Origin of the sequence: Enterobacter sp. BIDMC93 (assembly GCF_001037805.1) — a bacterium.
Classification (GTDB): Bacteria; Pseudomonadota; Gammaproteobacteria; order Enterobacterales; family Enterobacteriaceae; genus Enterobacter; species Enterobacter hormaechei_C.
Window position 1 is genome coordinate 1,779,596 of record NZ_KQ089962.1, and the last position, 12,854, is coordinate 1,792,449.

The 12,854-nt window shown below is 55.1% G+C and carries 9 protein-coding genes and 1 pseudogene; 4 read left to right on the forward strand and 6 right to left on the reverse strand.

All coding sequences use genetic code 11. The annotated features are described in order from the left end of the window. Window positions 1–44: 44 nt before the first annotated feature. Window positions 45–1,418, reverse strand: a complete 1,374-nt coding sequence (xseA, locus tag SK58_RS08495) for an exodeoxyribonuclease VII large subunit (protein WP_032654466.1) — start codon at window positions 1,416–1,418, stop codon at window positions 45–47. Window positions 1,419–1,577: 159 nt separating this feature from the next. Between xseA and guaB the strand changes: the two genes are divergently transcribed. Together guaB and guaA are read left to right on the forward strand one after the other, a co-directional pair. Continuing rightward, window positions 1,578–3,044 (forward strand): IMP dehydrogenase, encoded by a 1,467-nt coding sequence (guaB, locus tag SK58_RS08500; protein ID WP_003860601.1) that lies wholly within the window; start codon window positions 1,578–1,580, stop codon window positions 3,042–3,044. Window positions 3,045–3,111: 67 nt separating this feature from the next. Beyond that, window positions 3,112–4,689 (forward strand): glutamine-hydrolyzing GMP synthase, encoded by a 1,578-nt coding sequence (gene guaA / locus SK58_RS08505; RefSeq protein ID WP_006811514.1) that lies wholly within the window; start codon window positions 3,112–3,114, stop codon window positions 4,687–4,689. A gap of 526 nt (window positions 4,690–5,215) precedes the next feature. On the opposite strand, the gene SK58_RS22850 is transcribed toward guaA, so the two are convergent. The 4 genes and pseudogenes from SK58_RS22850 to SK58_RS08520 form a co-directional block, all read right to left on the reverse strand. Then, entirely contained in the window at window positions 5,216–5,404 is a 189-nt protein-coding gene (locus SK58_RS22850) for a hypothetical protein (RefSeq protein WP_154299765.1), read from the reverse strand. Next, entirely contained in the window at window positions 5,391–6,242 is an 852-nt protein-coding gene (locus SK58_RS08510; protein WP_154299766.1) for a DUF6602 domain-containing protein, read from the reverse strand. The genes SK58_RS22850 and SK58_RS08510 overlap by 14 nt, the downstream gene beginning before the upstream one ends. 161 nt (window positions 6,243–6,403) lie before the next feature. Beyond that, window positions 6,404–6,744: pseudogene (locus SK58_RS23065) on the reverse strand (integrase core domain-containing protein); the annotation flags it as partial. Between the two features lie 358 nt (window positions 6,745–7,102). After that, entirely contained in the window at window positions 7,103–7,456 is a 354-nt protein-coding gene (locus SK58_RS08520) for a helix-turn-helix domain-containing protein (protein WP_015572178.1), read from the reverse strand. Window positions 7,457–7,793: 337 nt separating this feature from the next. Here SK58_RS08520 and SK58_RS08525 point away from each other — a divergent pair, with 337 nt between their 5' ends. Continuing rightward, window positions 7,794–8,969, forward strand: coding sequence for an efflux RND transporter periplasmic adaptor subunit (locus SK58_RS08525; RefSeq protein ID WP_023295135.1), 1,176 nt, complete (start codon window positions 7,794–7,796; stop codon window positions 8,967–8,969). A 23-nt stretch (window positions 8,970–8,992) separates the two neighbouring features. Further along, a complete protein-coding gene (oqxB, locus tag SK58_RS08530; RefSeq protein WP_017692935.1) occupies window positions 8,993–12,145 on the forward strand; it encodes a multidrug efflux RND transporter permease subunit OqxB in 3,153 nt (1,050 codons plus the stop codon). A gap of 66 nt (window positions 12,146–12,211) precedes the next feature. Here the strand turns inward: oqxB and SK58_RS08535 are convergent, their stop codons facing one another. After that, window positions 12,212–12,691 (reverse strand): RrF2 family transcriptional regulator, encoded by a 480-nt coding sequence (locus SK58_RS08535; RefSeq protein WP_003860591.1) that lies wholly within the window; start codon window positions 12,689–12,691, stop codon window positions 12,212–12,214. Between the last annotated feature and the right edge of the window lie 163 nt (window positions 12,692–12,854).

The following is a 12,854-nucleotide window of genomic DNA, read 5'->3' on the forward strand; positions in this document are numbered from 1 at the left end:
TAAAAAAGGCAATAGCAGCAGTATAGTTTGTAACCGGCGAAGATTTATCCGCTTTTACGCTGGCGCGTTTTTTTCACCGGTTTGATCTCTTTCACCTCACTCTCGACCCAGCCGTCAGAAAGCCGGGTGGTGAGCACATCCCCGGCTTTAACCTGTTTCGTTTGTTTCAGCACTTTGCCGTCCGTCGCAGTGGTCACACTATAGCCGCGAGCCAGCGTGGAGAGCGGGCTGACGGCTTCCAGATGGGTGACCGCATTGCCAAAACGCTCGCGCGTGGTGCTCAGGCGTGAGCGGATATTTTCCGCGAGGCGGAACTCAAGCTGCTGGATACGCGTTTGTGCGCGATAAATCTTCGGCTGCGGGTTTTGCTGGTTCAGACGCTGCGTGACGCGCTGCTGGCGAGATACCGCCCGCTTAAGCTGGTTATCCAGCGCGAAGTTCATCCGCTGACGCAGACGTTCCAGCACGGTTTGCTGACGCGCCAGACGCAATTGCGGATGCTGCTGTTGCAGACGATGGTGAAGCTGGGTAAAGCGGCGGGTACGGTTGGCGAGGAAGTAGTCCATCGCCATCTCCAGGCGCTGCTGCCCGTTCTGGATCTGACGCAGCAGCTCCAGCTGGTTACGGCTGACTACCTCTGCCGCCGCGGACGGCGTGGGCGCGCGTAAATCCGCGACAAAATCCGCAATCGTTACATCCGTTTCGTGACCGACGGCGCTTACCACCGGGATAAGGCTGGCAAAGATTGCCCGCGCCACGCGCTCGTCGTTAAAGCTCCAAAGGTCTTCCAGCGAGCCGCCGCCGCGCCCAACGATTAATACATCACACTCCTGACGGGCATTTGCCAGTTCAATCGCGCGCACGATCTGCCCCGGCGCATCGTCACCCTGAACGGCAGTTGGGTAAATAATGACGGGCAGGGAAGGGTCACGGCGCTTCAGAACGTGCAAAATATCGTGCAGGGCCGCACCTGTTTTCGAGGTAATGACCCCAACGCAGTGAGCGGGTGAGGGCAGGGGCTTTTTAAACTGCTGGTCGAACAATCCCTCAGCCGAAAGCATGGCTTTGAGCTGCTCGTACTTCTGTTGCAGCAAGCCTTCGCCCGCGGGCTGCATGCTCTCGACGATAATCTGATAATCGCCGCGCGGCTCATACAGGGTAATGTTGGCGCGAACCAGAACCTGCTGGCCATGCTGAGGACGGAACGTCACGCGACGGTTGCTGTTGCGGAACATCGCGCAGCGCACCTGAGCGGTGTCGTCTTTCAGCGTAAAGTACCAGTGACCGGAAGCAGGCTGCGTGAAGTTAGAGATTTCACCGCTGATCCAGACCTGTCCCATTTCCTGCTCAAGCAGCAAACGTACCGTCTGATTAAGGCGGCTGACAGTATAAATTGAGGGGGATTGAGAGGATAACATGTGAGCGGGATCAAATTCTAAATCAGCAAGTTATTCAGTCGATAGTAACCTGCTGAGAGGTGAGCGCAAGCATTTTTTTCAAAAAAGTGTGGATGCAATCGGTTACGCTCTGTATAATGCCACGGCAATATTTAACCACCCAGGTCAGAGATATTGCCCATGCTACGTATCGCTAAAGAAGCACTGACGTTTGACGACGTCCTCCTCGTTCCCGCTCACTCCACCGTTCTGCCGAATACTGCCGACCTCAGCACGCAGTTGACGAAAACCATTCGTCTGAACATTCCTATGCTCTCCGCAGCAATGGACACCGTGACTGAAGCGCGTCTGGCTATCGCCCTGGCACAGGAAGGCGGCATTGGCTTTATCCACAAAAACATGTCTATCGAGCGTCAGGCGGAAGAAGTTCGCCGCGTGAAGAAGCATGAATCCGGTATCGTGTCCGATCCTCAGACCGTTCTGCCAACCACCACGCTGCACGAAGTGAAAGCCCTGACCGAACGTAACGGCTTCGCAGGCTATCCGGTAGTCACTGAAGACAACGAACTGGTGGGTATCATTACCGGTCGTGACGTGCGTTTCGTGACTGACCTGAACCAGCCTGTCAGCGTCTACATGACGCCAAAAGAGCGTCTGGTGACCGTGCGTGAAGGCGAAACCCGCGACGTGGTGCTGGCGAAAATGCACGAAAAACGCGTTGAGAAAGCGCTGGTAGTGGACGCGAACTTCCACCTGCGCGGCATGATCACCGTTAAAGATTTCCAGAAAGCAGAACGTAAACCGAACGCCTGTAAAGACGAGCATGGCCGTCTGCGCGTCGGCGCTGCGGTTGGCGCAGGTGCGGGTAACGAAGAGCGCGTTGACGCGCTGGTTGCTGCGGGCGTTGACGTGCTGCTGATTGACTCCTCCCACGGCCACTCCGAAGGCGTTCTGCAACGTATTCGTGAAACCCGTGCTAAATACCCGGATCTCCAGATCATCGGCGGTAACGTAGCAACCGGCGCAGGCGCTCGCGCGCTGGCGGAAGCGGGTTGCAGCGCGGTGAAAGTGGGTATCGGCCCTGGCTCTATCTGTACCACTCGTATCGTCACCGGCGTAGGCGTGCCGCAGATCACGGCGGTTTCTGACGCGGTTGAAGCGCTGGAAGGTACCGGTATTCCGGTCATCGCGGACGGCGGTATCCGTTTCTCTGGCGACATCGCCAAAGCGATCGCCGCAGGTGCCGCAGCCGTGATGGTGGGCTCCATGCTGGCCGGTACCGAAGAATCCCCGGGTGAAATCGAACTCTACCAGGGGCGTTCTTATAAATCCTACCGCGGTATGGGCTCCCTGGGCGCGATGTCTAAAGGTTCCTCTGACCGTTACTTCCAGACCGATAACGCCGCAGACAAACTGGTGCCGGAAGGTATTGAAGGCCGTGTGGCGTATAAAGGCCGACTGAAAGAGATCATTCACCAGCAGATGGGCGGCCTGCGCTCCTGTATGGGTCTGACCGGCTGTGGTACCATTGACCTGCTGCGTACCAAAGCGGAATTCGTACGCATCAGCGGTGCGGGTATCCAGGAGAGCCACGTTCACGACGTGACGATCACCAAAGAGTCCCCGAACTACCGTCTGGGCTCCTGATAAATTTCCGCGCCCGGCTCAATGCCGGGCGCTTTGTTTTGTTTCACTTGCCTCGGAATTAGCGTCAATGACGGAAAACATTCATAAACATCGCATTCTCATCCTGGACTTTGGTTCTCAGTACACTCAGCTGGTGGCGCGCCGCGTGCGTGAGCTGGGCGTTTACTGTGAGCTGTGGGCGTGGGATGTCACGGAAGCACAGATTCGCGAGTTCAATCCAAGCGGCATCATCCTGTCCGGCGGCCCGGAAAGCACCACCGAAGAGAACAGCCCGCGTGCGCCGCAGTACGTGTTCGAAGCGGGCGTACCGGTGTTCGGCGTTTGCTACGGCATGCAGACCATGGCGATGCAGCTGGGCGGCCACGTAGAAGGCTCTAACGAGCGTGAGTTCGGCTACGCACAGGTTGAAGTCGTCACCGACAGCGCGCTGGTTCGCGGTATCGAAGACTCCCTGACCGCAGACGGCAAACCGTTGCTGGACGTGTGGATGAGCCACGGCGACAAAGTCACCGCTATCCCGTCTGACTTCGTGACCGTTGCCAGCACTGAAAGCTGCCCGTTCGCCATCATGGCGAACGAAGAAAAACGTTTCTACGGCGTGCAGTTCCACCCGGAAGTGACCCACACCCGTCAGGGTATGCGCATGCTGGAGCGCTTCGTGCGTGACATCTGCCAGTGTGAAGCCCTGTGGACCCCGGCAAAAATCATCGACGATGCCGTGGAGCGTATCCGCCAGCAGGTTGGTGATGACAAAGTGATCCTCGGCCTCTCCGGCGGCGTGGACTCCTCCGTAACCGCGATGCTGCTGCACCGCGCCATCGGTAAAAACCTGACCTGCGTCTTCGTGGACAACGGTCTGCTGCGTCTGAACGAAGCCCAGCAGGTTATGGACATGTTTGGCGACCACTTCGGTCTGAACATCGTTCACGTGGAAGGCGAGCAGCGCTTCCTGGACGCGCTGAAAGGCGAGAACGATCCGGAAGCGAAACGTAAAATCATCGGTCGCGTGTTCGTGGAAGTGTTCGACGAAGAAGCACTGAAGCTGGAAGATGTGAAATGGCTGGCGCAGGGCACCATCTACCCTGACGTGATCGAGTCAGCGGCCTCCGCTACCGGTAAAGCACACGTCATCAAATCTCACCACAACGTGGGCGGCCTGCCGAAAGAGATGAAGATGGGCCTGGTTGAGCCGCTGCGTGAGCTGTTCAAAGACGAAGTGCGTAAGATCGGCCTGGAGCTGGGTCTGCCGTACGACATGCTCTACCGTCATCCGTTCCCGGGCCCGGGTCTCGGCGTACGCGTGCTGGGCGAAGTGAAGAAAGAGTACTGCGACCTGCTGCGTCGCGCGGACGCTATCTTCATCGAAGAGCTGCACAAAGCTGACCTGTACAACAAAGTGAGCCAGGCGTTCACCGTGTTCCTGCCGGTTCGCTCGGTCGGCGTGATGGGCGATGGCCGTAAGTACGACTGGGTAGTCTCCCTGCGTGCGGTGGAAACCATCGACTTCATGACCGCGCACTGGGCGCACCTGCCGTATGACTTCTTAGGCCGCGTGTCTAACCGCATCATCAACGAAGTGAACGGCATTTCCCGCGTGGTGTATGACATCAGCGGCAAGCCACCGGCGACGATCGAGTGGGAGTGAGTCCGCTCCCGGCACTGTCTGGCACGATCTAGCAAGAAATACCTTGGAGCCCGCTTAATTGCGGGCTTTCGGCTTTTAGGTGCTGGCAGTTTTTGGCAGCTTTGTGCATCTATGTGGCATAGGATGGGGCATTCACTTAGCCAAGTGCTATGCTTGGCGTTCGATAACATATCGCCTCTGCCGAGGGGAGCATAGTATCAAATCCCACCATTCGCCCGATTTCATTCGTTTTTCCTACTTTTTTGATGTGTTTCTGAGCATGGTATTTTTTGAACGGAATCCGCGAACCCCAAGCCAAACCTAAAGAAAAACTCTACAAGGTGAATGACCGGGATAGGCTCTACGTGGTCGTCACGGCAGTGGGCTCGGTCTCCTTTCGCTACAACTACTCGATGAGTCGCTTGTGTCGGACTCGACCGACAAGCTGGCTAGCTCCCACTGGCAGAAGTCGGCCTCAACCTGGTGGGCACCGTGGCTCAAATAAAGATGATCAAGCTGGGCTACTTATCAAACCGCGCTACCAATCTCAATCTAGTGAGATATAAGTTTGTATGTATTTCTCATCATGGTGGAGTTTCTTATCCTTTAAAATTTCAATGGCCGGAACTGAAGTAGTGGTGTAACTATAAATCAAACTACCGCTACAAGCATGACCGATCAGCAACGATGTTTTCTCTATATTTATATCGCTGCGTTTAAAATTATTTTTGGTCATAATTTAACCCTCCAGTCAGAGTTGGCATGTAGGTGGTGATTTCTGGATATAACACGGTCGTGCTTGATGCTGCCAAAAACATATAACTGCAAAAAAGATGAAAGTGCAGATTTTTATTATCAACTGGCGTCAGGAAACGATTCTTTGCTGGGGATTTTTTGGTGGGAGGATACATCCATGATTTACCATTTGGATGCATATAGAGAGCGATTCCGTCTTCGACACTTAAAATCATATTATGCTTGTGATGATTCTTTACATCGGATTCGTACCAATCATCAATCTCATTAGCAAATGTTTTGGGATCAAAGTCAAAGGCCTCACATATAAGTATAGATAAAATTTGATCATATTCGATTTCTTCTCTATTGAAAGGATATGAAATTATTGAGGCATCTCTAAAAATCGGAGTCGCTGGGAGTGAAATGTCTGCCGTAGCTTTTACTCGCGCTAATTTGTTCAAAGCATCTCGCAGTCCTGCTTTGGACAGGCGACTCTTGACTTCTCCAATAGCGCAAACTCCTTCAATAGGAAAAAAACGCTGATGCTCATTCGATTCTATTCGCGGCACTGCCGACGGGGCATAAATCACGATGTCCGCTTGGGTAGAAATTTCCCCAGCTGAGTTCATTAGAAAACCTGTACCGATTTCAAGTCTTGCGGGCACGCACAACTTTAAGAATCCTCGAATAATTTCTTCCCTGTAGGTGCCAAATTCACCAGAGTGTATTAGTTTTCCCGTTTTTGGAGATACAAATGTTTGGCGTGAGGCAGCTGAAAAAGAATGCCTAAAGAGTTCGATTTTCTCATTCAAAAGCGCGCTAAATGCTGGGTTCATTAGTTGGCTCTATTCTATTTAAAACGATCTGGTTAACGGCGAAAACTGTCGAATTTTGCTCGACAGTAGCCCAATCATAGCGAAGCGCGCGCAAGTTCATCCACCAAAGAGATTAGATTTCTGCATCGAACTTCAAAGCTAGTCACATTCTGCGTTTAAATCTATTGTAAGTATACCGGTTTAGTTCCCTCCAATTTTTGAGATTTCCGATTTTCCCTCATCAGCTGGTGCGCTTTCGGCGTCAGGTTGTTAAGGGGGACGTGTGGGCGTTCGCTGTTGTATTCGTTCAGCAAGTTCTCTGTGACTTCCCTTGCCTCTTTCAGCGTTCTGAACAGATAAAAATCCAGGATTCCCGTCCGGTAGATCCTGTTAAAACGTTCGATAAACGCATTCTGCATGAGCTTGCCTAGACTGATAAGTTCCTGGCAACAGCATGCTCTTCTGCCCACCGCCCAAGAGCCAGAGAGGTAAATTCCGAGCCGTTGTCCATGTGCATTTGAAGCGAAACCGTGTTTAACCTCTCTCACGCCCATTCATAATTTACCGATCATCAGTCTTCAAAGGAGGGGGAGGCTACCAATCCTTACACAACGGTGTCTATCCGGACGAAACAACCCATGACTTGGGGTAGATCACATCAGTGGCTGGTTGTGCTCGAATCAGACTTTTTATAAAAGATGGTATTTTTCATGGTACTGCCACATCATAACAATATAATATACTGATATAATTGTATTTTAATTTTCAATCAATAATTGAGTGTGAATAAGCCAGTAACCCAACCTGTTTTCTCATAAACAGGTAAAAGTATTAAAACCCTCTGTTAAACAGAGGGTTTTTTTGCCCGACCGGAACGTGAACTACTGGCTCATCTGCCGCGATTCACGGCAGCCGATACTGCGTCGCCATGCGCCGGGTGCCTGACCATACTGACGCTTAAAGCTGCGGTTGAAGGACTGCTGAGAGTCAAAGCCCAGCGCGATCGCCACGTTCAGAATCGGTTCATCGCTGTGGGCCAGGCGCTCAACCGATTTTTGCAGCTTTTGCGCGCGAATATATTCGGCGAGAGGGGAGCCGGTATGCTCTTTGAAAAGCCGCTGGAGGTGCCATTTCGAATAGCCGGCTCGCCTGGAGACGGTTTCAATGTCCAGACGGCTATCGAGGTTATTGTCGATCCAGTCGAGTAAATCGTGAATGAATGCACCCGTGTTCATTTTGCTTCCCCCTACGCCGCGCATTAAAAAGCATCTTTGTTTGTTGCACTTAAAGGTGACCCGTTTTTACATTAATTGCAAGTTTTATTGTTGCATTTAAATCCCTTCTCAAAACGCGTGATTTATCTTCGCCGCAAATAGCACATAAAGTGCAACAATTATTCTTGCACTTAATTAAGCGCCTTCCTACAATCGCCGCGATAGTGTATTCGCAACTGTTACAGTTTTGTGGCGATGAACGACACAAATGGCCTTCAGCCAGCTACCGGACAAAGGAAGTGGCGCGGCGCCTCCCGCTGCGTCTTGCCCGGCGGCTACAATAACCGGAATAAAAATAATGAGCCTGCAAAAAACCTGGGGTAACTTTCATCTGAGCGCGATGGGGGTGGTTTTACTCTCCGCGCTTCTCGTCGGGTGCGATGACAGCGTCGCGCAAAATGCCGCGCCGCAAGCGCCCGTTGTCAGCGCTGCTGACGTGGTGGTGAAATCCATTAGCCAGTGGGACAGCTTTAACGGTCGCATTGAAGCGGTGGAAAGCGTTCAGCTGCGTCCGCGCGTCTCCGGCTACATTGAGAAAGTGAATTACACCGACGGCCAGGAGGTGAAAAAGGGCGAGGTGCTGTTCACGATTGATGACCGAACCTATCGCGCCGCGCTGGAACAGGCGCAGGCGAACCTGGCGAGAGCCAAAACGCAGGCCAGTCTGGCGCGAAGCGAGGCTAACCGTACCGATAAATTAGTCAATACCAACGTGGTGTCCCGCGAAGAGTGGGAGCAGCGCCGTTCCGCCGCTACCCAGGCGCAGGCCGATATTCGCGCCGCGCAGGCGGCGGTAGACGCCGCGCAACTTAACCTCGACTTCACCAAAGTGACCGCGCCTATCGACGGTCGCGCCAGCCGGGCGCTGATCACCAGCGGTAACCTGGTGACGGCGGGCGACAGCGCCAGCGTGCTCACCACCCTGGTCTCGCAGAAAACGGTTTATGTCTACTTCGACGTGGACGAGTCAACCTACCTTCACTATCAGAACCTGGCCCGCAGCGGGCAGCGGGTGTCCGGCGATCATGCGGCGCTGCCGGTGGAGATTGGCCTGACGGGCGAGGAGGGCTATCCCCATCAGGGCAAAGTGGATTTCCTGGATAACCAGCTCACGCCGGGTACCGGAACGATCCGCATGCGCGCGCTGCTGGATAACTCACAGCGTCAGTTCACGCCTGGACTCTTTGCCCGCGTGCGTCTGCCGGGCAGTGCGGAATTTAAAGCCACGCTTGTTGATGATAAGGCGGTGCTGACCGATCAGGATCGTAAATATGTCTATATCGTGGATAAAGACGGGAAAGCGCAGCGCCGCGACATTACGCCCGGGCGTCTGGCCGACGGTTTACGTATCGTACAGCAGGGGCTGAATCCCGGGGATAAAGTCATCGTCGATGGTTTACAAAAAGTGTTTATGCCGGGTATGCCGGTTAACGCGAAAACCGTTGCCATGACCGCCAGCGCCGCCCTCAACTGATCCCTTACCTGAGAATCCAATCCATGGACTTTTCCCGTTTTTTCATCGACAGGCCGATTTTTGCCGCCGTACTGTCGATTCTGATTTTTATCACAGGATTAATCGCCATCCCGCTGCTGCCGGTGAGCGAATACCCTGACGTCGTGCCGCCAAGCGTGCAGGTGCGCGCCGAGTACCCGGGCGCCAACCCGAAAGTGATTGCCGAGACCGTGGCAACGCCGCTGGAAGAGGCGATCAACGGCGTTGAGAACATGATGTACATGAAATCCGTCGCGGGCTCCGACGGCGTGCTGGTGACTACCGTCACCTTCCGTCCGGGCACCGACCCGGATCAGGCGCAGGTTCAGGTGCAAAACCGCGTCGCGCAGGCCGAAGCGCGTCTGCCGGAAGACGTGCGGCGTCTGGGCATCACGACTCAGAAACAGTCGCCAACGCTGACGCTGGTGGTGCATCTGTTTTCGCCTGGCGGTAAGTACGATTCACTGTATATGCGTAACTACGCCACGCTGAAGGTGAAGGACGAGCTGGCGCGTCTGCCTGGTGTGGGGCAGATTCAGATTTTCGGCTCGGGTGAATACGCGATGCGCGTCTGGCTGGACCCGAACAAGGTCGCGGCCCGCGGGCTGACCGCTTCGGACGTGGTCACGGCGATGCAGGAGCAGAACGTGCAGGTGTCCGCCGGGCAGCTTGGCGCCGAGCCGCTGCCGAAAGAGAGCGATTTCCTGATCTCCATTAACGCCCAGGGCCGCCTGCATACCGAAGACGAGTTCGGCAACATTGTCCTGAAAACCACGCAGGATGGTACGGTCGTCCGACTGCGCGACGTTGCGCGTGTCGAGATGGGGTCCGGCAGCTACGCGCTGCGCTCCCAGTTGAACAATAAAGACGCGGTCGGGATTGGTATCTTCCAGTCGCCGGGGGCAAACGCCATCGATCTGTCTAACGCGGTACGCGCCAAAATGGACGAACTGTCCACACGATTCCCGGACGATATGAAATGGGCGGCGCCTTACGACCCGACGGTGTTTGTACGCGACTCGATCCGCGCTGTGGTGCAAACGCTGCTGGAAGCGGTGGTGCTGGTCGTGCTGGTGGTGATCCTGTTCCTGCAAACCTGGCGCGCGTCGATAATCCCGCTGATTGCGGTGCCGGTATCGGTAGTGGGCACGTTCAGTATTCTCTACCTGCTGGGCTTTTCGCTGAATACCCTGAGCCTGTTCGGGCTGGTGCTGGCGATTGGTATCGTGGTGGACGATGCCATCGTGGTGGTGGAAAACGTCGAACGAAATATCGAAGAGGGGCTCGCCCCACTTGCGGCAGCGCATCAGGCGATGCGTGAAGTGTCCGGACCGATTATTGCCATTGCGCTGGTGCTGTGTGCGGTATTCGTTCCGATGGCGTTCCTCTCCGGCGTGACCGGTCAGTTCTACAAGCAGTTTGCGGTAACGATAGCCATTTCCACGGTGATCTCCGCGATCAACTCGCTGACGCTCTCGCCAGCGCTGGCCGCGCTGCTGTTGAAGCCGCATGGCGCCCCGAAAGATTTCCCGACCCGGCTTATCGATCGTCTGTTCGGCTGGATTTTCCGTCCGTTTAACCGCTTTTTCCACCGCAGCTCGACTGGCTATCAGGGGCTGGTGGGCAAAACGCTCGGCCGACGCGGGGCGGTGTTTGTGGTTTATTTGCTGCTGCTTTGCGCTGCGGGCGTGATGTTTAAAGCCGTTCCCGGCGGGTTTATTCCGACGCAGGATAAGCTGTACCTGATCGGCGGCGTGAAAATGCCGGAAGGCTCGTCGCTGGCGCGCACCGATGCGGTGATCCGCAAAATGAGCGAAATCGGGATGAATACCGAAGGCGTGGATTATGCGGTCGCGTTTCCTGGCCTGAATGCGCTCCAGTTCACCAATACGCCGAACACCGGGACGGTCTTCTTTGGCCTGAAGCCTTTCGACCAGCGTAAACATACTGCGGCGGAAATAAACGCGGAGATCAACGCGAAAATCGCGCAAATCCAGCAGGGCTTTGGCTTCTCGATTCTGCCGCCGCCGATTTTAGGTCTGGGCCAGGGATCGGGCTATTCGCTGTACATTCAGGATCGTGCTGGTCTGGGCTATGGCGCGCTGCAAAACGCGGTGAACACCATGTCCGGGGCGATTATGCAGACGCCGGGGATGCATTTCCCTATCTCAACCTACCAGGCAAACGTTCCGCAGCTGGATGTACAGGTTGACCGTGATAAGGCGAAAGCGCAGGGCGTGTCGCTCACCGATCTCTTCGGGACGCTGCAAACCTATCTGGGCTCGTCTTATGTGAATGACTTCAACCAGTTCGGTCGCACCTGGCGCGTAATGGCACAGGCCGACGGGCAGTTCCGCGACAGCGTGGAAGATATCGCGAATTTACGCACCCGTAATAGCCAGGGTGAAATGGTGCCGATTGGCAGTATGGTGAAAATCACGACCACCTACGGTCCGGACCCGGTGATCCGCTACAACGGCTACCCGGCGGCGGATCTGATTGGCGATGCCGACCCGCGCGTGCTCTCTTCCGCGCAGGCGATGACGCAGCTGGACGGTATGTCTAAGCAGATCCTGCCGAACGGGATGAATATTGAATGGACGGACCTGAGCTTCCAGCAGGCCACCCAGGGCAACACGGCGCTGATCGTCTTCCCGGTCGCGGTGCTGCTGGCGTTCCTGGTGCTGGCGGCGCTGTATGAAAGCTGGACGCTGCCCCTGGCGGTGATCCTCATCGTGCCGATGACGATGCTCTCCGCGCTGTTCGGCGTCTGGCTGACCGGGGGCGATAACAACGTCTTCGTGCAGGTAGGGCTGGTGGTACTGATGGGGCTGGCCTGTAAAAACGCGATTCTTATCGTGGAGTTTGCCCGCGAGCTGGAAATTCAGGGCAAAGGCATTATGGAGGCCGCGCTGGAAGCGTGCCGCCTGCGTCTACGCCCGATTGTAATGACCTCTATCGCCTTTATTGCCGGGACCATTCCACTGATCCTTGGTCACGGGGCAGGGGCAGAAGTGCGCGGCGTCACCGGGATCACCGTGTTCGCCGGGATGCTGGGTGTGACGCTGTTTGGTCTGTTCCTGACGCCGGTCTTTTACGTGACGCTGCGTAAGTTCGTGACGCGCGGTAAAGCGGAAAGAGAGGTGTTGCCTGCGTAGGACGTAGCAGATAGCAAAAAGCCGCCTTCACAATGAAGGCGGCTTTTTTTTCGCAGTCTGTCAGGATTAGGGCGCTTTTTTATGCTGTGTGCAGAGTTCCGGCACCGGATCGCACCCGCTGGTATCGGCTTTTTTCACCTCTTCCAGCGCGCTGGCGACGGTATGGCGCGCTAAAACCGCTAACGAAGCCTGCTCCGCTTCATCAGCGATTGATTTGAAGTACCAGCAGGCGTTGGCGCTGACCACGCAGCGGGCCGGGACGTCAGGACGGGACGCCCACAGCTTTTTATCTTCAGTGACGGAGAGGTAGATATCACGCAGGGTAATCTCTTCCGCCGGGCGGCCAAGGTGAATAGAGCCGTTGCGGCCAAGCGTGGAGACGATAATGCCGTCGCGGGCGAGAGGAACCATTAATTTGCGGATAAAGCTCGGATTCGCTTCCAGGCCGTAAGCCAGAATTGCACTCGTCGAACGTTCACCCGATTGCTCCGCCATCGCTACGCTGAGAACCATCTGCAAAGCTGTCGGGAAGCGGTAATCTAACATTTTTCTGTCCTGGGTTGCGGTGAATCTTGTTCTTTTTGGCACCGCAGAGGTGAATAATCAGTAAGTAACAATATAACAAATACGGTAATTTTATTGAAGCAATCTGCGGCATACGTGAAGTAACGCTACGCTGACACATGTCAGGACGTGTAGCGCCGCGTTT

Excerpts from the sequence above, each read along its gene's own strand:
- xseA (WP_032654466.1), bottom strand. The coding sequence starts at position 1,418 with ATGTTATCCTCTCAATCCCCCTCAATTTATACTGTCAGCCGCCTTAAT.
- SK58_RS08520 (WP_015572178.1), bottom strand. The coding sequence starts at position 7,456 with ATGAACACGGGTGCATTCATTCACGATTTACTCGACTGGATCGACAAT.
- SK58_RS22850 (WP_154299765.1), bottom strand. The coding sequence starts at position 5,404 with ATGACCAAAAATAATTTTAAACGCAGCGATATAAATATAGAGAAAACA.
- SK58_RS08510 (WP_154299766.1), bottom strand. The coding sequence starts at position 6,242 with ATGAACCCAGCATTTAGCGCGCTTTTGAATGAGAAAATCGAACTCTTT.
- SK58_RS08525 (WP_023295135.1), top strand. The coding sequence starts at position 7,794 with ATGAGCCTGCAAAAAACCTGGGGTAACTTTCATCTGAGCGCGATGGGG.
- guaA (WP_006811514.1), top strand. The coding sequence starts at position 3,112 with ATGACGGAAAACATTCATAAACATCGCATTCTCATCCTGGACTTTGGT.
- oqxB (WP_017692935.1), top strand. The coding sequence starts at position 8,993 with ATGGACTTTTCCCGTTTTTTCATCGACAGGCCGATTTTTGCCGCCGTA.
- guaB (WP_003860601.1), top strand. The coding sequence starts at position 1,578 with ATGCTACGTATCGCTAAAGAAGCACTGACGTTTGACGACGTCCTCCTC.
- SK58_RS08535 (WP_003860591.1), bottom strand. The coding sequence starts at position 12,691 with ATGTTAGATTACCGCTTCCCGACAGCTTTGCAGATGGTTCTCAGCGTA.